The sequence below is a fragment of the Chryseobacterium sp. S0630 genome (genome assembly GCF_024158915.1).
Classification (GTDB): Bacteria; Bacteroidota; Bacteroidia; order Flavobacteriales; family Weeksellaceae; genus Chryseobacterium.
The window spans coordinates 1-20,885 of record NZ_JAMZGF010000024.1; the positions used below are offsets into that span (position 1 = coordinate 1).

Annotated in this window: 17 protein-coding genes; 3 read left to right on the plus strand and 14 right to left on the minus strand. The window is 36.8% G+C overall.

Going from position 1 to position 20,885, the window contains the following annotated elements; all coding sequences use genetic code 11:
- Nucleotides 1-247 precede the first annotated feature (247 nt).
- Genes NK356_RS12305 through NK356_RS12315 form a run of 3 tightly spaced genes read right to left on the minus strand, consistent with a single transcriptional unit; the run spans nt 248 to nt 2,042 of the window.
- The gene (locus tag NK356_RS12305; protein WP_253317101.1) at nt 248-781 is read right to left on the minus strand and encodes a hypothetical protein; all 534 of its coding nucleotides are present in this window, start codon (nt 779-781) and stop codon (nt 248-250) included.
- 37 nt (nt 782-818) lie between these two features.
- Entirely contained in the window at nt 819-1,121 is a 303-nt protein-coding gene (locus NK356_RS12310) for a chaperone modulator CbpM (protein WP_079242769.1), read from the minus strand.
- A 3-nt stretch (nt 1,122-1,124) separates the two neighbouring features.
- Nucleotides 1,125-2,042 (minus strand): DnaJ C-terminal domain-containing protein, encoded by a 918-nt coding sequence (locus NK356_RS12315; protein WP_253317102.1) that lies wholly within the window; start codon nt 2,040-2,042, stop codon nt 1,125-1,127.
- Nucleotides 2,043-2,135: 93 nt separating this feature from the next.
- Here NK356_RS12315 and NK356_RS12320 point away from each other — a divergent pair, with 93 nt between their 5' ends.
- Both NK356_RS12320 and NK356_RS12325 read left to right on the plus strand, forming a co-directional pair.
- Nucleotides 2,136-3,335 (plus strand): dicarboxylate/amino acid:cation symporter, encoded by a 1,200-nt coding sequence (locus NK356_RS12320; RefSeq protein ID WP_253317103.1) that lies wholly within the window; start codon nt 2,136-2,138, stop codon nt 3,333-3,335.
- A 28-nt stretch (nt 3,336-3,363) separates the two neighbouring features.
- On the plus strand, nt 3,364-3,876 hold the full coding sequence (locus tag NK356_RS12325) for a hypothetical protein (RefSeq protein ID WP_253317104.1): 513 nt from the start codon (nt 3,364-3,366) through the stop codon (nt 3,874-3,876).
- 29 nt (nt 3,877-3,905) lie between these two features.
- On the opposite strand, the gene NK356_RS12330 is transcribed toward NK356_RS12325, so the two are convergent.
- The 3 genes from NK356_RS12330 to NK356_RS12340 all read right to left on the minus strand — a co-directional run bounded on the left by NK356_RS12330 (nt 3,906) and on the right by NK356_RS12340 (nt 7,220).
- Complete coding sequence (locus tag NK356_RS12330; RefSeq protein WP_062674311.1) at nt 3,906-4,289, minus strand: DUF779 domain-containing protein; 384 nt, start codon at nt 4,287-4,289, stop codon at nt 3,906-3,908.
- Between the two features lie 158 nt (nt 4,290-4,447).
- Nucleotides 4,448-5,482 (minus strand): alcohol dehydrogenase AdhP, encoded by a 1,035-nt coding sequence (adhP, locus tag NK356_RS12335; protein WP_034695142.1) that lies wholly within the window; start codon nt 5,480-5,482, stop codon nt 4,448-4,450.
- A 208-nt stretch (nt 5,483-5,690) separates the two neighbouring features.
- Nucleotides 5,691-7,220, minus strand: a complete 1,530-nt coding sequence (locus tag NK356_RS12340) for an aldehyde dehydrogenase family protein (RefSeq protein WP_034695141.1) — start codon at nt 7,218-7,220, stop codon at nt 5,691-5,693.
- Between the two features lie 183 nt (nt 7,221-7,403).
- Here NK356_RS12340 and NK356_RS12345 point away from each other — a divergent pair, with 183 nt between their 5' ends.
- A complete protein-coding gene (locus tag NK356_RS12345) occupies nt 7,404-8,327 on the plus strand; it encodes an AraC family transcriptional regulator (protein ID WP_051934302.1) in 924 nt (307 codons plus the stop codon).
- Between the two features lie 67 nt (nt 8,328-8,394).
- Here the strand turns inward: NK356_RS12345 and NK356_RS12350 are convergent, their stop codons facing one another.
- From NK356_RS12350 to NK356_RS12385, 8 genes are all read right to left on the minus strand, one after another.
- Complete coding sequence (locus NK356_RS12350) at nt 8,395-10,074, minus strand: RagB/SusD family nutrient uptake outer membrane protein (protein ID WP_034695138.1); 1,680 nt, start codon at nt 10,072-10,074, stop codon at nt 8,395-8,397.
- Between the two features lie 12 nt (nt 10,075-10,086).
- Nucleotides 10,087-12,939, minus strand: a complete 2,853-nt coding sequence (locus NK356_RS12355; RefSeq protein ID WP_034695136.1) for a SusC/RagA family TonB-linked outer membrane protein — start codon at nt 12,937-12,939, stop codon at nt 10,087-10,089.
- A 624-nt stretch (nt 12,940-13,563) separates the two neighbouring features.
- On the minus strand, nt 13,564-14,892 hold the full coding sequence (locus NK356_RS12360; protein ID WP_253317105.1) for a hydroxymethylglutaryl-CoA synthase family protein: 1,329 nt from the start codon (nt 14,890-14,892) through the stop codon (nt 13,564-13,566).
- A gap of 169 nt (nt 14,893-15,061) precedes the next feature.
- A complete protein-coding gene (locus tag NK356_RS12365) occupies nt 15,062-17,572 on the minus strand; it encodes a M1 family metallopeptidase (protein ID WP_253317106.1) in 2,511 nt (836 codons plus the stop codon).
- A 24-nt stretch (nt 17,573-17,596) separates the two neighbouring features.
- A complete protein-coding gene (locus NK356_RS12370) occupies nt 17,597-17,815 on the minus strand; it encodes a hypothetical protein (RefSeq protein WP_253317107.1) in 219 nt (72 codons plus the stop codon).
- Nucleotides 17,816-18,042: 227 nt separating this feature from the next.
- Nucleotides 18,043-18,837 carry a thymidylate synthase gene (locus NK356_RS12375; RefSeq protein WP_253317108.1) on the minus strand — a complete coding sequence of 265 codons (795 nt, stop codon included), beginning with the start codon at nt 18,835-18,837 and terminating at the stop codon, nt 18,043-18,045.
- A gap of 135 nt (nt 18,838-18,972) precedes the next feature.
- Nucleotides 18,973-19,413 carry a hypothetical protein gene (locus NK356_RS12380; protein WP_034695125.1) on the minus strand — a complete coding sequence of 147 codons (441 nt, stop codon included), beginning with the start codon at nt 19,411-19,413 and terminating at the stop codon, nt 18,973-18,975.
- A 122-nt stretch (nt 19,414-19,535) separates the two neighbouring features.
- Nucleotides 19,536-20,885: an alpha-amylase family glycosyl hydrolase gene (locus tag NK356_RS12385; protein ID WP_253317109.1), complete on the minus strand. Its 1,350-nt coding sequence runs from the start codon at nt 20,883-20,885 to the stop codon at nt 19,536-19,538.

A 20,885-nucleotide genomic window follows, 5' to 3' on the forward strand; every position in this document is an offset into this window, starting at 1 on the left:
GGCTTCTTATCCCGATTTATTTTTCATGCAGGAGTTTTTAGATCTGTTATGATTTATAAACCTAACAGGTTTTTAAAGCCTGTTAGGTTTAATTTATTCAACCCTGTTATGCAGTTTCTGTTGAAAATTCCTCATACCCAATTCATACATTCAAAATTTCTGTTTTTTATAGAGATGAACCTTAAATTTCAACCTGAGAATTTCTCGCATAAAAAAAGACTGCCCTTTTGGGACAGCCTCTTTGTTTTTATTGATCGATGTTCACTCTCTCTTTCAATGTATTCTTGAGAAAACTGTATTCTTTCTCATTCATTGATTTTCTGGGAAACATATAACTGTATTTTCCTTCCAGAGAAATAAATTCATGGGTGCTGTCGAAATATTCAAAATCTTTCCATTCGCTGGTTTCTTTTTCGCCATCAATATTCACTGTGAAAAAGTTGTTATCAAATCTTATCTCGTATACTTTACATCTTTCAAGTGTGCTCAGATAATGATTCACCTGTTTTTTCCATCTTGAAACTTTATTAACGCTTACAGATAAGAAAACAGCACAAAGCAAAAATATAAAACTCAGGAAGTATAAAACGCCTGCGTTTTCTTTACTCATAAAGTCTTTTAATAGAAAAACAATGAAAACGATGACTGCAGCAGCTATGGTAATGATAGTTTTACTTTTCGTAGTAGGTGAAAAAAGCAGACTTCCCTGATTACCGCTAAAATAAATATCTTCAAAAATCTTCCTGTCCGGTTTTAGTGTAATCACCTTTTCTTCATTCATAATTATAGAGTTTGCTTTAAAAAGCTACAAAACTAAACTAAATATCTTCATATTGATCACTTATGGCAGAAAGTTTATTCATCAGTTCTCTGTTTCTTCGGTTCAGGGCATCCAGTTTTTTCAGCATATTATGAATCACTTCCAGGCCAGGTAGATTAATTTCAAGATCATAATGCCAGTTGGCAAATTTTTCCAGATCGGGCAGATCTTCATACATCAGATAATGAATATTATTTTCAATCTGAATATTCAGCAGCCCATAGTCTACAAGCTCATCAAAAAAAGTAATTTCTATATTATAGATTTTTACGAGTTCTTCCCGTGATATTCTTTCACTCATAGCTTAGGAATTTTTTAGTTGTTCAAAAAGTTCTTTCTGCTTTTCGGTAAGATTGGTTGGCAGTTTCACTTCATAGGTTACAAAAAGATCACCGTGTTCTCCTTCTTTTTTATAGACAGGAAAACCTTTTCCTTTGAGTCTTACCGTCATTCCGGTTTGGGTTTCCGGTTTCACTTTAAGGTTTACACTTCCATTGAGAGTATGTACTGTTACTTCGCCACCTAAAACGGCTGTATACAGATCAATAGTCACTTTGGTCTTCAGATCATCACCTATTCTTTCAAAATCCGGATCAGCAGGAATATTAAAGGTGATATATAAATCTCCGTTCGGCCCGCCATTTACTCCGGGATTTCCGTGTCCTTTTAATTTAATCTGCTGTCCGTCATACACCCCTGCAGGAATGGTGATTCTTACTTTCTTTCCATTGATTTCAAAAGTTTGCGGATGGGTTGTTGCAGCGTCTCTTAAATTGAGATTCAACTCGGCAGTTATATCCTGCCCTTTGAATTTACCGGAAGCTCTTCCTCTCGAACTTTTACCAAATCCACCGCCTGCACCGCCAAACATATCCTGGAAGAAATCTGAGAAATCTTCACCTCCACCAAAGTCTGCCCCGGAATATCCTCCGTTATAACTACTTTGCTGTTGATACTGTCTTTGCTGTTGCTGCTGGGCTTTTTCGTATTCTTCGCCGTGCTTCCAGTTTTCTCCGTACTTGTCATATTTTGATCTGTTTTCCGGATTACTCAGAACTTCATTAGCTTCATTCAGTTCTTTGAATTTCTTTTCTGCTTCTTTGTCTCCGGGATTGAGATCGGGATGATGTTTTCTAGCCAATTTTCGGTAGGCTTTTTTAATATCATCCTGTGTTGCGCTTTTATCTACGCCTAAAATTTTATAGTAATCTATATAAGCCATAGAAATGAGGTTTACCCAAATTTATGAATTTTAGGTCTGAAAATTGTATAACAGAATGTTAAAAATAAACCTATCTTTGATAAAAAGCCATACATGAAAGATGTATTGAAAAACTACTCCGGAATCATATTTTTACTTTTGGGAATCACTATTGGAAGCATCATTGGAATTGTTGCACCTGGTATTGTGGAATACATTAAACCTTTGGGAGATATTTTTCTGAATCTTCTTTTTGTGAGTGTAGTTCCTTTGGTATTTTTTGCCGTTTCCAATTCTATTGCTTCTCTGGAGCAGCAATCAAAATTCGGTAAAATCATTCTTGTAATGGCACTTACCTTTTTGTTCTTTATTCTTACGGCAGCAGTCTTTACGATCTGTGCTGTGTATCTTTTTCCTGTTTCCGGGGTCTCAGGAAGTTCTGAGATGATTGCAGAAGCAGCCAATGAGGATACATGGGGCAACAGGATTGTAAGTTTCTTTACCGTGGGAGAGTTCACGGAGCTTTTCTCAAGAAGAAATATGCTGGCACTTTTGGTATTTGCTTTTCTGACAGGATTTGCAGCCCGAAAAACAGGAGAAAAAGGACAGCCTTTCAGAGTTTTTATTGCTTCGGGGTATGAAGTGATGAAAGAGCTTCTTTTGCTGGTGATGAAGCTTGCACCCATTGGTTTGGGAGCGTACTTTGCATATCAGGTAGCGACTTTAGGACCACAGCTTTTTGGATTTTATGCTAAACCGTTGGGGTTATATTATATTGCTGGAGTTATTTATTTCCTGGCGTTTTTTTCTATCTATGCATTCATGGCGAATGGGCAAAAAGGAGTTAAAAGTTTCTGGACGAATGCCATTTACCCAACTTTAACTGCAATAAGTACCTGCAGTAGTTTTGCAACAATGCCAGCTAATTTACAAGCTGCTTCTAAAATCGGGATTCCGAATTCTATTGCCAATCTGGTGATTCCTATCGGGACTACTTTGCATAAAAATGGATCTTCAATGTCTTCTATTATTAAGATCTATGTGGCTTTTTTAATTATTGGAAAAGATTTTTTTGATCCTGCCAACCTGCTTTTAGCTTTAGGTATTACAGTCTTTGTGAGTATTGTGGCTGGTGGTATTCCTAATGGTGGATATATTGGGGAAATGCTGATGATTTCTGTTTATAAACTTCCTCAGGAAGCTATTCCTGCCGTGATGATCATCGGGACTTTGGTAGATCCTCTGGCTACCGTTCTGAATGCTGTGGGAGATATCGTTGCCGCTATGTTTGTCAACCGGTTTGTGAAAGTCTGATTACAGTTTAACTATCTTCTTTTAACCCATGAACTCATTTTTTAAAAGCATTGGCTTATACAACAGCCTCATTATTGATCTCAATATCAATAGTGCAGAACTTGTACAGAGATTAATGAAAGTAACTTATAAAACCAATACCACTTTCATCTCATTAGAAAAAGACAGTACAATTCCTACTCGGTTTGAATACCGGGGAATGATCGATGCAAACAGTTTTACAATCAAAAGAAGAGGAAGGCTGTTTGATATGAACAGAAGTAATCCTGTGTTTCATGGAACTATTTCTGACAAAAATGGGATATCATCTGTAGCGATAGAATTTTTTCCATCAGGATTTCAGATGTTGAATTGGTTTTTTATTCTGTGTTTTTGCTTTTTAATAGGATTCGTCAGTATTACAGGAGGTCAACAAGGTCTTATGGTCGGGGCAGTCGCTTTCATAATAGCAATCACTCAATATTTTATCTTAAAAAGAGGAATTTCGAGAGGGAAATATGAATTTGAAAGAGAGCTTATTTATATTGCACAAAAGCCTTGATTCTTTACCAACACTTGATTTCACAGCTCCTATTCACTACGTTTCACGGGCTCTAAATTTTCATATTCTTCAGGGGTGAAAAGTCTGTAATGAACTTTAAACGTTTTTCCTAAAGGAGTTTCCAGCGAAAAACCACCAGGTCCGAAGCCATCAGTCACGTCCAAGGTAAAATGTGAATATTTCCAGTATTCAAAAAGGTCACGGTCTATCCAGAACTCATGCCCGTTAATAGTACCGATCATGGCATCATTCATTCTGGGAAAGAATCCTCCTTTTTCGAAACATTGTGGCTGGGTTCCTTCACAGCATCCGCCTGCCTGATAAAACATCAGGGGACCATATTGCTCTTCCAGCTTGTCAATTACTTCAAGCGCCTGTTCCGTTGCGGAAAGTCTTGATATTTTTGTTTCCATTGTTTTTATTTTGGTTTAATGCCAACTTTATACAGCCACAAGAGTCACAAAAGCTTTCATTGTAAAACACTTTAGCCTACTTAAAAGTTTAGAGGGCTTCACTGATAAAAGATCCCGGTAAAATAAATTCTAACCGGGATCAGCAACACATCATCAAATTAATTTGAGCCGGCAATATCTAAAACGATTCTGCCGTCAATTTGTCCTTTTTTCATTTTATCAAAAACATCATTGATATCTTCTAATTTTGCGGAAGTGACTGTAGCTTTCACCAATCCTTCATTGGCAAAATCCAATGCTTCCTGCATATCTTTTCTTGTTCCTACAATGGAACCTCTTACGGTAATTCTTTTCAGAACGGTTTCAAAAATAGGAAGTTCAAAAGATCCGGGAGGAAGTCCATTGAGGGCAATCGTCCCTTTTCTTCTTAAAACATCTATTCCCTGCTTGAAAGCGATAGGTGAAACTGCGGTAATCAAAGCACCGTGCATTCCACCAACTTCTTTATGTAAATATTCTCCAGGGTCTGTATTCTTTGCATTGACTACAAGGTCTGCACCTAATTTTTTTGCCAGTTCAAGCTTATCGTCTGCTACATCAATAGCGGCTACGTGCATTCCCATTGCTTTTGCATACTGAACAGCTACATGTCCCAGTCCTCCGATTCCTGAAATGGCTACCCATTCTCCGGGTTTTGTTTCTGTTTCTTTCAATCCTTTATAAACTGTGACTCCGGCACATAAAATAGGAGCAATTTCCAGAAAGTTGACATCAGATTTCAAATGCCCTACATATCTTGAATCTGCAATAACATATTCAGCAAATCCGCCATCTACACTGTAACCTCCATTTTTCTGGGCTTCACAAAGGGTTTCCCATCCCGTAATACAATAATCGCAGCATCCACATGCACTGTACAGCCATGGAACTCCTACAGCATCTCCTTCTTTTACAAAAGCTTCGGGTCCGCAGGCTACTACAATACCTACTCCTTCATGTCCCGGGATCAGCGGCATCTTGGGTTTTACAGGCCAATCGCCATCTACCGCATGTAAATCTGTGTGACAAACTCCACAGGCGATGACTTTAACAAGTACTTCATATCTTCCGGGTTCTCTTACAGGTACTTCTTCTATTTTCAAAGGTTGACCGTAGCCCTGAACTACCGCCGCTTTCATTGTTTTTGGAATCATATCTTATTTTTTGGATTGAGTTATTTGGGGTTATTTGTTTTTATCTCCGTGTTTGAACAGGAAATTTCCCTGCGTGAGGGATAGGAAGGGCGGCGAGGAACGAGCCGGTGCGGAATGAAATGGAGCACCGAAACGAAGTGCAGCCCGGGATAGCCCGACCGGTTTGCCCTGGATAAAGCCAAGGCAATCGGGCACGTCCTAAATAATATTAAAAGAAACCTAACTTATTCTTATTGTAAGAAATCAGCATGTTTTTGGTTTGACGGTAATGATCGAGCATCATTTTATGATTTTCTCTTCCGATTCCTGATTGTTTGTAACCTCCGAAAGGTGCTCCGGCCGGATAAGAGTGATATTGATTCACCCATACTCTACCTGCTTCAATCTGGCGTGGAATATTGTACAACTGGTGAGCATCTCTCGTCCATACTCCAGCTCCAAGTCCATAGATGGTATCATTGGCAATTTTTACGGCTTCTTCTTCATCTTTGAAAGTGGTAAATGCCAGCACCGGACCGAAAATTTCTTCCTGGAAAATTCTCATTCTGTTGTTTCCTTTGAAAATGGTAGGCTGGATGTAGTAGCCACCTTCCAGATCTTCTCCCAAGTCGTTAACAGCTCCTCCTACAAGCACTTCTGCTCCTTCTTCTATTCCCAACTGAATATAGGAAAGGATTTTATCTTTCTGAATCTGTGAAGCCTGCGCTCCCATCATCACGGTTTTATCCAGTGGATTTCCAACTTTGATGGCTTTTACTCTTTCGATTACTCTTTCGATAAAGGCATCTGCAATACCTTCCTGAACAAGAAGTCTTGAAGGACATGTACAGATCTCTCCCTGATTCAGGGCAAAAAGGACTGCTCCTTCTATGGCTTTATCTAAAAATTCATCATCGGCATCCATCACCGAATTGAAGAAAACGTTCGGCGATTTACCTCCCAATTCCAGCGTAACCGGAATGATGTTTTCTGTAGCATATTGCATTACAAGTCTTCCTGTAGCCGTAGAACCGGTAAATGCTGCTTTGGCTACTTTCGGATTGGTAACAAGAGCTCTTCCAAGTTCTGCTCCGAATCCGTTGACAATATTAATAACTCCTGCAGGTAAAAGGTCACCGATCAATTCCATTAAAACCATAATGGAAACAGGGGTACTTTCTGCCGGTTTTAATACGACACAATTTCCTGCAGCCAATGCCGGAGCCAGTTTCCAAACTGCCATTAATATTGGGAAATTCCATGGGATAATCTGTGCAATGACTCCAAGAGGTTCGTGAACGATTAAGGAAACGGTGTCTTTATCCAATTCGTTATGCGATCCTTCATCAGCACGGATCACCGAAGCAAAGTATCTGAAATGATCAATGGCTAAAGGTAAATCTGCTGCCAATGTTTCTCTTACAGCCTTTCCGTTATCTATTGTTTCTACTGTAGCAAGATATTCTAAATTCTGTTCTATTCTGTCTGCAATTTTATTCAGAATGATACTTCTTTCTGTGGAGGAAGTATTCTTCCATGTCTGAAATGCTTTTTCAGCTGCATCTACCGCTAGCTCCAAATCTTCTTTGGACGAATGTGCTACCTGAGTAAATTTTTTCCCATCAACTGGGGAAACTACATCAAAATATTGTCCTTTAACAGGTGGAGTGAATTTTCCATCAATATAGTTATCGTATCTGTTTTTGAACTCCGGACGCTGTAAAAGTGTCGTTGATCTTGGTTCTGTAATAGTGCTCATATTAGTATTGTTTTTATTTTTTCGATACTACCAAATTACACTGAGAAGCCAAAAAGAGTATAGCACAATCGTATAAAAAAAGTGGAAAATAGTGCAAGGGGTTCAATTTTAGTATTTTATTAACAGCAACATACTCTCAAATTTTCTATATTTGAGTTACCTCCGATTCAAAAAATTTTAGAAATGAATAACAATAGTAAGATTTTATTAAATACTCCTGAATTACGTAAGGAAAACCAACTATTGAGTCTTGTTGAAAACCAGACGAAATTCAATCTAAATAATTGTGAGTTCAGTATTTATGAGACTCATAAGGCTGCTTTTGATGTAAAGCTTCATTTTGAAAATATTGCGTTTACGGCAATGCTGAGAGGTAAAAAACATATGAAACTGGATAACAAAACCAGTTATTTCGATTACTATCCGGGGGAAAGTATTCTTGTAGCACCGGGAGAAACTATGGTCATTGATTTTCCTGAAGCGGATGAAACGCCTACACAATGTATTTCTTTAAGTTTAAATCCTGATTTCATTGAGGATTCTCTTAATTATCTCAATTATCATCTTCCAAAGGTGGATGAAACTTCACAATGGAATATTCAGCTGGATGAGTATTTTCTGTTTAATAATAAAGCGCTGGCTTCCGCTACCAACAATATCATGAGAATTGCGATGGATGATAACTCTCAAAAGGATATTATGGCAGATTTTGCATTGAAAGAGCTTCTGATCAGGTTGATGCAGACCCAGGCAAGAGGCATGGTGGAAAAAAATATTGTTAAAAATAAATCCAGGATAGGTTTTGTGGTAGATTACATTAAACGAAATCTGCACCAGAAATTGTCTATTGACAGTATTGCCAAACTGGCTTATGTAAGCAAGTCTAATTTCTTTAAAATGTTCAAAGATGAGCTGGGAACTTCCCCAAATGATTTTATTCTGCAGGAAAGAATTACAAGAGCAAAGGAATTATTAGCCAGCCAGACCAGCATCAAGGAAACTGCTTTTCAAACCGGATTTTCAGATACCAACTATTTCACAAGGGTATTTAAGCAACTGGAAGGAGTGACTCCGAAAAGCTATCAGGATAGGACCTTCATCAGATAGCTTCACAGAAATAAAAAAAGAGCCCCATTACTGGGACTCTTCTTAAAAAATATATTAAAATTAAATCTTAATATTTGTCATTCTGTTTAACGTTCGGGTTAGCAGAAATTTCTTTAATTGGAATAGGTAATGTATATCTGTAATCACCATTTGGAAGATTTTTCACATCGATAATATCATCTGTAGGGTTTCTGTCCATAGATACATTAGCCGATACCGCAAGTCTCTTAAGGTCGATGAAACGGTGTCCTTCAAGTGCTAATTCTACTCTACGCTCTTTCAAGATATCTGCATAAGCTCCTTGCACAGATGAATAAGTAGGTGTTGTTGCTAATCCCTGGAAATTTCTCGCCTCTCTCACCTGCTGAATTTTATCATGAGCTGCCGCAAGATTTCCTGCTGCTACCTCAGCTTCTGCAATAATGAAGTACATTTCAGATAATCTGAAAACTTTAACATCATTTCTTGTAGATGTGCTTAATTTTCCTGGATATTTGTCAATAACCAATCCATCAGTTCTGGTATTTCCAGCTGTTGCAGAAGCATAATCTGGATTTGGTTTTGATGAAGGGTCTACATAAGCATATTTTCTGATATCTCCAGGAGTATTTTTAAATATGTTATATAAGTTTCTTCCCCAGAACCACATTGGCGCTCCTGTAATATTAGACTGGTTGGTATTCCATTTTCCACCTATAGCAGCACCTGCTCCCAGCGGAAGTCTGTTAAGAGAGAAAATAACCTCTCCATTCTCAGTATCAGCCCACATTCTTCTAAATGGATTGAAAGAACCTCCTGCGATACCATTTCCATTACTTTCATCAATTCCTCCATAGAATGCAATATTCCATTTAGCACTAGGTTCTTCTGTGAAAGGTCCCGATTGGAATACAGAACCATCAGCTTCAGTTACAGGAACTGCAGCATTGGTACCTGTGATTGGTGTTGCAGCTGTAAGAGAAAGACCAGATCCAGCAATTACCAATTCTGCATTTTGCTTAGCTAATGCCATTTCACCTCTGTAAAGGTTAAAACGAGCAGCAAGAGCGTTTACAAAATTCTTATCTACCTTATATCTTCTTGGAGTTGTAGAGTTTCCTAAGATACTTCTTGCATAATCTAAATCAGCATTGATAAAGTCGTAAACATCCTGATTTTTAGCTCTTGGCAATTGCGCTTCTGTAGAAGGAACATCTTTCAAAAGGATAACTCCTAGAGCATTAGGATTCTTCATATCGCTAGAGAAATAAGCTTCAAGCTGCACGTAGCAATATGCTCTGATGGCTCTAGCCTGTGCTAGAATAGCATTGTATGTATTCTTCTCATCAGCGGAAGTAGGTGTAATTCTCTTTGCCCCTTCAAGAAGTCTGTTAATTCTGTTGATAACTTTATAGTTATTCATCCAGATTCCATCACTTGCAACTGTACCTACAGTACCTCCTGTAATAACAGGACTGGACGGATCAAGGAAATGTCTGTGTAGAGTATATTCCTGCCCTCCACTACCAGATCCTGGTTTTACTTCGTCTGTAAATACTGCTGTGAAGTAGATTTCATCAATTGGATCTAACTGAGCGTATACAGATCCATTTAAAACTTCATTAAGGTTTGCAACACTTGTATACAGGTCTTGCTCCTGTAATTCTCCTGCCTGCTTTATATCAAGTGCGTCCTGGCAGCTGTTCAGCATAAATGCTGCAGATGATAAGGTCGCTACAACTAATATTGTATTTATAATTCTTTTCATAATTCTTCTCTATTAAAAATCAACATTTAAACCTACAGATACGGTTTTTGGGTTAGGGTAAACATTTAGTGAATATGAAGTAATTGGTTCCGGATCAAATCCTTTCCAATCTGTCCATGTATAAAGGTTTTCTGCCTGAACAAATACTTTGATTCCTTTTACTGGCAGTTTACCTAACTGACTTTTGCTAAAGTTGTATCCAACAGAAATATTTTTAAGTCGGATAAAGTCGGATCTGTGTAAGAATCTGTCCGAAGATCCTAAGCTTAAGTTACTTGCTTTTAATGCAGGTATATCAGTATCTCTGTTATCAGGAGTCCAAGCATTTAATAAGTCAGCTGAAAGGTTTCTTGTAGCTGCTGCACTTGGGTCCATAATCCATGATTGTAAGTTATCATAGATCCATCCCCCTTGTTGGAAAGAGAATAAGGTATCAAGGAACCATCCTTTGTGCTGTAAGTTGAATCCAAAACCTCCTGTAAACTTAGCATATCTTGATTTTCCAGTCAATACTCTGTCTGCAGACGTTGGAGCCTCAGTAATGTTTCCGTTTTTGTCAAGGAATTGTAAGTTTCCGTTATCACGGTTTACACCAACATAGGAATATAGCTGATATTGACCAGCAGGTCCTCCGATTGCATTCACTACATCTCCAGCAAGGTTTTCGCTGTTCATAGAAACGATTTTGTTAGAGTTGTATGCACCGTTAACAAAAACAGAGAATTTTGTATTTTCGTTTCTGATCACGTTGTACTTGATCATCCCTTCAATACCTTTGTTATCAAGAACCCCGTCGTTCCCTCTGATTGAGTAATAACCTGTAACGGATGATTTTTGAAGATCATTGAACATTCTTGACGTTCTTTTCTGATAGTAATCAACGCTACCTTCAACCAATCCTTTATAGTTGAAATCCAATCCGATGTTGCTTTGTTTTACCTGCTCCCACTCCAGGTAAGGATTTGATAAGTTAACAAAGTTATATCCTAATAGATTCTGGTATCCTGAGAAACCGTTATAAAGATCAAGGAAGTTGTTTGGAAGAAGTGCTAACGGGTTAGCGTTATCACCAGCAATTCCTAAGTTCTGGTTACCTGTAGTACCGATTGAAGCTCTTAACTTCAATAATCTGAATCCGGAATTAGCCATGAATTCTTCTTTGTCAATATTCCATCTAGCTGCTACGGACCAGAAAGTCTCCCATCTGTTAGTAGGAAGGAAACGGTAAGAACCATCTCTTCTTACAACTCCACTTACACCATACTTATCTTTATAGTCATAGTCTGCTGTTGCAAAGTAAGCTAATGTACCTGCAGTTACTTTGGTAGCACTGTTAGAAGGTCTGTAGATGTTTGGTGTATCCGGATTGAAAGGAATATAGCCAGTTCCTGCACCAAATTCCCACTGTAATGGATTAAGTCCGTTTTGTCTTTGTGAAGTTGAGCTCACGTGAGCTTTGATGTAATCTAAGTAAGCACCAGCACTAATCGTATGATCTCCAAAAGATTTATTGAATGTAATGTTCGTAATACTGTTGAATGTCAGATCTCTTGTTGTTGAGAAATCTTCGAACCCACCATATGTAGAACCATCTCCTTTAGCAACACTGATAGCAAGGTATCCTAGTGGTGATCTTGCAAAGTTTCTCTCGTATTGCTTGTATTCAATCCCTGTTCTGTTTCCAACGCTTAAATAGTCTGTAATTTTATAGTTTACATTGGCATTGGCAGAGATACTTAATTCTGTAAATCTGTTTCTGATCCCTCCATTGATGTTATCTTGAAGGATCCAGTGTCTGTTATTAGTAGCATCTCCTTTAATAGCATTATATAACTCCTGTCCATTTGCATATGGAGAAGGTGTTGCATATGGTAATGAAAGAACACTTCCAAATAAAGGATTTTGCAGTGTATTATTGGAAATCCCTGTGTTTGTTTCATCATCCAGCTGATTTCTTCTGGAATATCCTAATCCCATGATAGCCCCAAAGGTTAATTTCCCATCCTTAGACTTACCATTAAGGTTATTTCTCATCGTAAATCTTTTGAAGTCTGTAGATTTTACAGTTCCTTCACTATCAAGATATCCTAGAGATAAGAAGTTATTAATATTTTCACCACCACCAGTAATTGAAAGGTTGTGCTGCTGAGAAATACCGATACGGGTAAATTGCTTACTCCAATCTGTATTAGTACCCCAGTTATCAATGTCTTGTTGCGTTAAAGTTTTACCTTTACCAGTTTGTAAGTTCTTTTGAAGTTGTAAAAGTTGTCTACCGTCTGACATGTTATAGTCAGAAGTAGGCAATTTACTGAACGAAGTTAATGCATCGTAAGATACCTTAAGTCCAGAGTTAAATTTTCCTCCTTTCGTCGTAATTACAACAACTCCGTTCGCAGCTCTGTTACCATAGATCGCAGTTGCCTGAGCATCTTTCAGGATACTGAACGTATCAATGTCATAAGAGTTCAGGTTTCTGAACTGAGAACCTGAAGTAATTACCCCATCCACAACATATAGAGGGTCCGTAGAACCATTAAGGGAACTAGCACCTCTAATCAAAATATTGAATTTTCCAGAACCTGGAGATCCAGATGCTGAATTCACTACAATCCCGGGAGCAGTACCCTGAATAGAGTTCAGTACCGAGATATTAGGTCTGTTTTCTAAGGTTTCAGCACCAACAGTTACTGAAGATGTAGTCGTTTTAGCTTTAGTAGCAGTCTTGCTATATCCTAAAACAACAACTTCCTCAAGTTTTGTCTCCTTGTCCTTACTGTTCTTAGAGTCCTTTTCCTGAGCTAATACAGTCTGTCCTGTAAAAAACAGAACTCCGACTGTCAAAACGCTTAATTTCACATTCATATTAACAGATTTTAATATATTCAAGGGACAAATATGTCAATAAATATCTGTAACATCAATTCATTAAACTCTGAAAACAGGCTTACAGAAAGGAGAGATTCACACTCATACTTAAAAAATGATGGAGAATAATTTTAATTACATTTAAAAAATTAACAAAAAATAAATCAATTTATACATTAACGGAATTTTAATAAATTCTAAAATTAAAATCAATTTACATTAAAAAATAAATTTCAATTAAAAAAATAAACTAAAAAAAGTAATTATAACGAAAAAAATAAAACAAAGCTTATCTTAATTTTCAGGAAAATGGAGAAAAAAATGACCTTTTTTCTTAAATTTTATATAAAAAATCCCTCTTTACATGCTCAAAACCCTGTTTTAAAAAAAGTATCGCAATATTAAAATTAAAAAACTGTTAATTTACCATTTACAGAATTTAGTTAATACATAAGAAGTATACCTACATGTTACCTGTATTTTTTTAACCATTTCACTAATAAAATTAAAAATAATCCAAGTATAAAAATCATGAAAACCAACAGGCTTTTTTCTATTGATAAAAAAAGAAAAGCATCTCAAAATATGAGATGCTTTCATACGATTTAATAAAGGATAATCTTACTTCTGATAACTATAATACCTAGCGCCAATTAAAACCGGATTTTCAGTTTCAATAGAAACAAGTCCAAAACCTTTATATTGATTATTTACAGATTTCTTCAATTGTTTTCTGTGAAGTTTTTCATAGGTATCAAAATCAACAGAAGTTCTTTGGTTTAGTTTTTCGAATAAATCCCATTTCTCCACTACTTTTCTCCAGCCATCAGACACCTTACCTGCAAAAATCTTTGATTTTGAACCACTTCCATAACCTACAAAACCAATTTCTGTTCCTGTAAGTTCTTCATTTTCATTAAAAGAAGTCTGTAATGCAGAAAGAAACGCCATAAAGATAGATGCAGTATACATGTTCCCGATCTCAGAAGAAGCTCTTTGTGTTTTTTCTATCTTATCATTAATAAGTTTCAGATAGTTTTCTGATTTAGCAACAGCTTTTTGTTCATCTGCTGTTTCGTAGGAAAGATCGTTCTCAAGGCTATAGATTTCTGTAAAAACCCTTTTCCCATGGAAGGCATAAGGAAGATGGAAAATAATGTATTTCCAGTTTTCATACGGCTTTTCCTGCCCTGTTATTTCTTTATAATGATTGTAAGCTTCTCTTATTCTGTCCTGATAGCACTGGTTAGAATATTGTCCGTCAAAAACAGGCTCATCTGTAAAAATTTCAATGGTGTCAGGATATGCTTCCGGAGCTCCATTCAAGTCTTCTTTCTTATATGCTCTTCTCGGTTTGAAAAAATCAAAAACACTTTCTGAAGCTATACCCCAATTATTTTCTATTTCAAGAAGATCCGGTTTTGAGGAAATTAAAAGAGCAACAGCACCGCCTCCTTGTGTATACTCTCCTGATGAAGCCAATTCGTATTTTGCATAGTCACTCGCAATTACAACGGCTTTCTTATCAGGATTTACTCTTACAAAATCCAGCGCGTTATGCAAGGCATCTACTCCTCCTACACAGGCAAAAGTCATATCCAATACGTCACAGTTTCTGAAACATCTTGTTCCAAACTCTTCTTCCAATACTTTTTCTACCATTTGTACAGCATAGGAAGCTGTAGGTTTTGCAGCATCCACCGCGCTTTCTGTTCCAAGGTATACTCTTGCTATTTCTTTAGGATTGATTTGATAGTCTTTTATAAGCTTTAGTAATGCTTCTGCTGCAAAAGTAGCAGCGTCTTCGTGAACATCAGAAAGTCCCATTTTATGAAGACCTAAGCCTTTTTCCAATTTTGCTGGTTCTATTCCTCTTTTTTCTGCTAAATCCTTAATTTCCAAATATAAACCAGGCACATAATAACCCGCTGCTTCAATTCCAAAACTCATAATTGTCCAAATTTTAAACGAATTTATGAAAGATAATGCAAAAAACAGTCGTAAAAAATGCTAATTTTTGCAACATCGTTAAAAACCAATGTATTTAAAAATAAAATCCGACAATTTAGGTACACTTAATGATAAAAATAAAGCCTGCAAATCTGCAGGCTTCATTTTTTTACTTATAATTTTCAATTGCTTTATTGATGACATCGATTTGTTTGTTGATACTTGCAGCATTTTGTGGATTCTGTTTCAGCAGTTCCATTTTTTTACTCAAACCATCTTTCAGCATCTGAACCATCATCATTTTAGCCTGTGGATTGTCTGCCATCTGATTTTTGGCATATCCAGCTATTTTCGTAATACTTTCTGTTGCTTTCAGGTTATCAGAAGTCATGATCCAATTGAAGCCGTCTTCTGCTGCTTTTCCCAATTCCGGATTCTGGAATTTAATGAATGGGTAAAAAGTAGCAAGAGGGGCAATATTTTCTATCTGAGAGGTAATCTTATTTTTAACAATAATTGGAAGCAATTGTGCTCTGAGTTCGTCTGATGCTCCTTTCATATCAATTTTATCAGCCAGACTATTGGCTCTTGACGGATCAATAGAAAGAAGCGCACTCATAGAATTTCCTTTTACAGCATTGGAAACGGCATTTACTCCTTTTTCAAATAAAGGAAGGTATTTTTTATCTTTTGTCTTTCCTAAAGCAGCAATAGCTGCAGCTTGAGTCAATGTTTTCGGATCATTGGAAGCCAGTTTTTCAACTTCAGCACCCAGCGCTTTCATTTGTTCAGGATTAGTAAGGTCCATTAAATTCAAAGCTTTTATTCTTACTCTGAAGAAAGGATCTTTTAATGCGGCAGCCAGTAATTTTACAACAGCAGGGCTTTTCCCAGCCTGATCTTTAATTCCGTTTAAAGCCAGATACCTGCTTTTGAATTCTTTGGAATTGGTAAACTGCATCAGGTTCTGTTCCGGGGTTTTAGTATCTGTAATATCAGCCAGTAACACTCCGTCAGCATTGATATTGATAAGATCCGGAGACTTGGAAACATCAAAATTGAAAGTATTTTTAGCTTCTGCATTTACCCAGACATTGTATCTTTTAGGCTTTCCGTTGTCATACACATCTATAGCCAGAGGAAATTCAAATGGTTTTTCCTGAGTCTGATTAATAGTCACAGTAACCTGTTTTTTCACAGGTTCAAAAGTAGACGTATAATTTATCTTCGGGTTTCCGTTTCCAAAATACCATTGATTAAAGAACCAGTTCAGGTCTTTTCCTGACACTTTTTCAAAAGACAGTCTCAGCTGATGTGCTTCTGCATTCTGATATTCGTTGGTTTTCAGATAATCATTCATTCCAGCGAAGAATGCGTCATCTCCAAGATAATTTCTCAGCATATTTAAAATTCCTCCTCCTTTCTGATAGGTTACCAGATCAAAAACATCCTCACGGGATTCATAATTGAACCTTACCAGGTTTTTATTAAAATCAGTTGGATTGTGAAGATAATTATTTACATCAGTCATCAGGTGATAATCTGCCTGATCTTTTCCGTACTTGTATTCATTCCAAAGATATTCGGAATAGTTGGCAAAGGATTCATTGACGGTAAGATTACTCCAGCTTTCTGCAGTTACAAGATCTCCAAACCAATGATGAAACAGTTCGTGAGCAATGGTATCTTCCCATGTATTTTCATCGATAAGCTGACCCGGTTTCTGAAGGATATCACTTCCATGAAGTGTGGCGGTTGTATTCTCCATAGCACCACTTACATAATCTCTTCCGGAAATCTGAGCATATTTTGCCCAGGGATAGTCATAGTTCAGTTTTTTGGAGAAGAAGTCGATCATTTCCGGAGTATTTCCGTAGATCTGCTTAGCATAAGGTTCGTATTCTTTTTCAATATAATAATCAACCGGGATATTTTTCCATTTGTCTTTTACCACAGCATATTCACCTACTCCCATAAAGAAAAGATAGGTAGAATGTCTTTTATCCATCACCCAATGATCAGTTCTGAGCCCATTGGATTCTTTTTTGGATTCTTTCAGAAGGCCGTTGGAAAGGGTAACATATTTATCAGGAACCGTCATATAGATTTCCTGTGTTGTCTTTTGGTTGGGTTTATCAATCGTTGGAAACCATGCGGAAGACGATTCTGTTTCTCCTTGTGTCCAGATTTGCGTAGGTTTATCCGGTTCTGTTCCCTGAGCATTAATGAAATACAATCCTTTTGCATCATTGATTGCCATACTTCCTTCCTGTTTCACTTCGTTCGGACGGGAAGTATATTTGATATAAACGGTATAATCCTGATTTCTCTGATAGGTTTTATCCAGAGTAATTTTCAGAATATCATCTTTGTATTCGTATTTTAAAGGAGACTTTTTGCCGTTATTATCAAGAGCCACTTCATGAATCAACATTCCTTTTGCGTCAAGAGTAAGCTCATTGGTTGCATAGAAGTAAGGTGAAGCGGTGAGCCATTCTTCTCCATTCATCTGTTCTTTCTGATAATCAAAATTTACTTTTAGCTTGGTGTGTTTAAGTTCTGTTACTTTGGTATGGGTAGCTCTGTATACTTTTTCCCTTCCTGAAGTTTCAGTTTGTGCTGATACATTGGCGGAAAATAAGATTCCAAGTATTGCAATTGATAAAATGGCCTTTCTCATAGGTCTACTTTATTATTTTTAGAATTATTTTTTTATGATGATGTCGAAAATATCATTGACTAATGTTTCATAGTCTCCTGTTTTAAGCTGTTCCTTAGTTTTTGCAAAAGCTTTTTTGAGTTCGCTTTCCGGGTTTTCGTCATCTACTGTTTCTACAGATGCCACTCCTTTCAACTGAAGTACTGCATTTTTCAGTGCTTCAATATCTGCATTTTCTTCTATATTAATTTTTAAATACTTCATAATTTATTTTTAAGCATTTCAAATTTCTGATTTACTACCAGTCAATGAACTCCTTAATAAAAGAATCCAAAGAACCAGAGTTGTTCTTTCAAATGTAAGAAACAATTGTCAAAAGAAAGTGTGCTGAAGTATTTATATTCTGATTCCCCAACTTATCGGCACAGATAATATCATCTATTAATGTTAAAATAATAGAAGTAGTAAAAAATAAAGTGATAATAAGAATATTAAATGGCTACAGGAGCTTTGATCCCTGGGTGCGGATCATAATTTTCCAGCGTAAAGTCTTCAAAATTAAAATCGAAGATATCTTTAACCTCAGGGTTCAGTTTCATTGTAGGAAGTGCTCTTGGCTCTCTTCCAAGCTGTCTGTTGACCTGCTCAAAGTGATTATTGTAAATATGAACATCTCCAAAACTGTGAACATAATCTCCTACTTCAAGATTACAAACCTGTGCTACCATCATCAAGAGTAATGCATAGCTTGCAATATTGAAAGGTACTCCAAGGAAAACATCCGCACTTCTCTGGTACAACTGCAATGACAATTTACCATCAGCAACGTAAAACTGGAACAAAGCATGACAAGGTGCCAAAGCCATATTAGGAATTTCTGCCACATTCCAGGCTGATACAATGAGTCTTCTGGAATCCGGATTTTTTTTGATCTGGTCAATTACTTCGGTAATCTGATCTACCACTTTTCCATCCGCACCACTCCAGCTTCTCCACTGTGCTCCGTAAACAGGTCCAAGATCTCCATTTTCATTAGCCCATTCATCCCAGATACTTACTCCGTTATCTTTAAGGTATTTGATATTGGTGTCTCCTTTTAAGAACCAAAGCAACTCATAGATAATGGATTTCAAATGCACTTTTTTGGTGGTTACCAAAGGAAATCCTTTTGACAGATCATATCTCAGCTGATATCCGAAAACACTTCTTGTTCCAGTGCCGGTTCTGTCGGTTTTATCAGTTCCGTTGTCTAAAATATGCTGTAAAAGATCCAGGTAGTTTTGCATTTTGAATGAGATTTTAAGTTTCAAATTTAGTAAAAACCAACAAAAAAAACACTCACTTTTATGAATGCTTTTTATAGGTCTGATGTCTATTTTCTATTAAACAACTGTATATCTGTACTCTAACATGTATTAATTTTACCATATATTTTCAATAGTCTGATGAATGGTATTGACAGTGAAATTTTCTCCAGCTTTTTTACCATACATAACTTTCACTAAAGGAGATTCTGCAGAAACTGTCATGATTTTCTGATTTTCAAAAACGATTTCTCCCATAGAAACGGCTACGTAAAACAATCCTTTATTGGTTTTTACCAATGCTCCGTTCTGAACTTTTTCTGAAGGATCGGAAGTTATTTTCTGCAAAACAGCCTGTTGATTCAATACTTCATTAAGCTGTCGCTGAAGATTATTGATTTCCTGCTGAAGCATTTCTCTTCCGGTTTCATATTTATCTCCCATTGAGCTTTTTGTATCATTGTTCGAAGCCCTTGTTTCTGCAATAAGGTTTTCAAAATACTGGATTTTGTCTGCTGCTTTTGCTTTAATGATATTGATTATTTCCTGTTTGTTCATTCGATGATTGTTTTTTATTGTGAGTGGTAAAAACCACCCCGTCAAAATCACAGATTTTGACACCCCTCCGGCGAAGGGGAATTAATTATCTTTAAAGATGAGTCGTTAAGATTTATTACTCCTTATTTTTCAAATACGGCATAATCAGAAACTTTGAAACTAAAGTCTTTTCCGTTGCTGAAATCTCTTTTTGTTTTATCAAAAACATTTCTGAATATTCCTGATAAATGTTCATCTTCAATTGAAAAGTTAACAGCTTCTTTAGACATATTGAGAACGACCAATACTTCATCTTTTCCATTTTTCCTTACGTAAGCAAGAATTTTATCATTGGCCGAAGTGTTCAACAGGTAGGTGGTTACATTAGAATCTCCTCCTCTTAAGGCAGGATTAAAAGCTTTTAAATCAAGTAATGTTTTATAGAAATCAGCAACCTGATAGGTATTGGTCCATTTGATGACATCTTTTTCGAAAAATTCCAATCTCTTCATATTGGGAAGTTCCTGTCCTGAGTATAATAACGGAATACCATTCCATGTTGCAGAGAATACTGCCATAGGCTTTGTAATCACTCCATATTTTTCATATTCGGTTCCGTTCCAAGAGTTTTCATCATGATTTGTGGTAAACCAGGCTCTCATTGACGTATCTCCGATATTGGAATATTGTCTCAACAGATCTTTTAGTTCCTGAAGAGGTTCATTATTTTTGTAATAGTCAGCAGATTTGTGCATCCATTTCCAGGAATAACTGGCATCAAAAACTTTTCCATATTCCGGACTTTCTAATTCATCAAATTCTCCCAGCCAGAAAAGAGGCTTCACTTTTTCCACTTCAGGGCGTGCCTGTTCCCAGAAATCAACTTCTACCCATGAAGCAAGATCACATCGGAAACCATCAATATCAGCTTCCTGCACCCAGAATTTCATGGCATCTATCATAGCATGGCGCATTTCCTGGTTTTTATAATCAAGTTCAATAATATCGTCCATTCCAGAAGCGATATGGAATTTCCCATCAGGATCTTTCAGGTAAAATTCAGGGTGAGTTTTTGTCCAAACGTGATCCCAGCCTGTATGATTGGCTACCCAGTCTATAATTACTTTAAATCCTAATCTGTGTGCTTCATTCACCATGTCCTTAAAATCCCGCAGTGTACCGAATTCCGGATTGACAGAGGTGTAATCTGCAGCGGCATAAGGACTTCCCATACTTCCTTTTTTATTCTGCTGTGCAATTGGTGTGATGGGCATGAACCAAAGGGTTTTTATTCCCATGGATTTCAGGCGGGGCATTTCTTTTGCAAATGCTTTGAAAGTTCCTTCCTGAGTATATTGTCTTATGTTTACTTCGTAGATATTTGTATTATGTTTCCAATCTTTTGGCAGTTCTGTCATCTTCCGGATATTTTTTTGAGTGGTACAGGAAACAATTCCCAGACCAATTACAGCTAACAAAATTAATTTTTTCAT

Excerpts from the sequence above, each read along its gene's own strand:
- NK356_RS12355 (WP_034695136.1), bottom strand. The coding sequence starts at position 12,939 with ATGAATGTGAAATTAAGCGTTTTGACAGTCGGAGTTCTGTTTTTTACA.
- NK356_RS12375 (WP_253317108.1), bottom strand. The coding sequence starts at position 18,837 with ATGCAAAACTACCTGGATCTTTTACAGCATATTTTAGACAACGGAACT.
- NK356_RS12310 (WP_079242769.1), bottom strand. The coding sequence starts at position 1,121 with ATGAGTGAAAGAATATCACGGGAAGAACTCGTAAAAATCTATAATATA.
- NK356_RS12325 (WP_253317104.1), top strand. The coding sequence starts at position 3,364 with ATGAACTCATTTTTTAAAAGCATTGGCTTATACAACAGCCTCATTATT.
- NK356_RS12345 (WP_051934302.1), top strand. The coding sequence starts at position 7,404 with ATGAATAACAATAGTAAGATTTTATTAAATACTCCTGAATTACGTAAG.
- NK356_RS12340 (WP_034695141.1), bottom strand. The coding sequence starts at position 7,220 with ATGAGCACTATTACAGAACCAAGATCAACGACACTTTTACAGCGTCCG.
- NK356_RS12370 (WP_253317107.1), bottom strand. The coding sequence starts at position 17,815 with ATGAAGTATTTAAAAATTAATATAGAAGAAAATGCAGATATTGAAGCA.
- NK356_RS12385 (WP_253317109.1), bottom strand. The coding sequence starts at position 20,885 with ATGAAAAAATTAATTTTGTTAGCTGTAATTGGTCTGGGAATTGTTTCC.
- NK356_RS12350 (WP_034695138.1), bottom strand. The coding sequence starts at position 10,074 with ATGAAAAGAATTATAAATACAATATTAGTTGTAGCGACCTTATCATCT.
- NK356_RS12305 (WP_253317101.1), bottom strand. The coding sequence starts at position 781 with ATGAATGAAGAAAAGGTGATTACACTAAAACCGGACAGGAAGATTTTT.
- NK356_RS12360 (WP_253317105.1), bottom strand. The coding sequence starts at position 14,892 with ATGAGTTTTGGAATTGAAGCAGCGGGTTATTATGTGCCTGGTTTATAT.
- NK356_RS12330 (WP_062674311.1), bottom strand. The coding sequence starts at position 4,289 with ATGGAAACAAAAATATCAAGACTTTCCGCAACGGAACAGGCGCTTGAA.
- NK356_RS12320 (WP_253317103.1), top strand. The coding sequence starts at position 2,136 with ATGAAAGATGTATTGAAAAACTACTCCGGAATCATATTTTTACTTTTG.
- adhP (WP_034695142.1), bottom strand. The coding sequence starts at position 5,482 with ATGATTCCAAAAACAATGAAAGCGGCGGTAGTTCAGGGCTACGGTCAA.
- NK356_RS12315 (WP_253317102.1), bottom strand. The coding sequence starts at position 2,042 with ATGGCTTATATAGATTACTATAAAATTTTAGGCGTAGATAAAAGCGCA.
- NK356_RS12365 (WP_253317106.1), bottom strand. The coding sequence starts at position 17,572 with ATGAGAAAGGCCATTTTATCAATTGCAATACTTGGAATCTTATTTTCC.
- NK356_RS12380 (WP_034695125.1), bottom strand. The coding sequence starts at position 19,413 with ATGAACAAACAGGAAATAATCAATATCATTAAAGCAAAAGCAGCAGAC.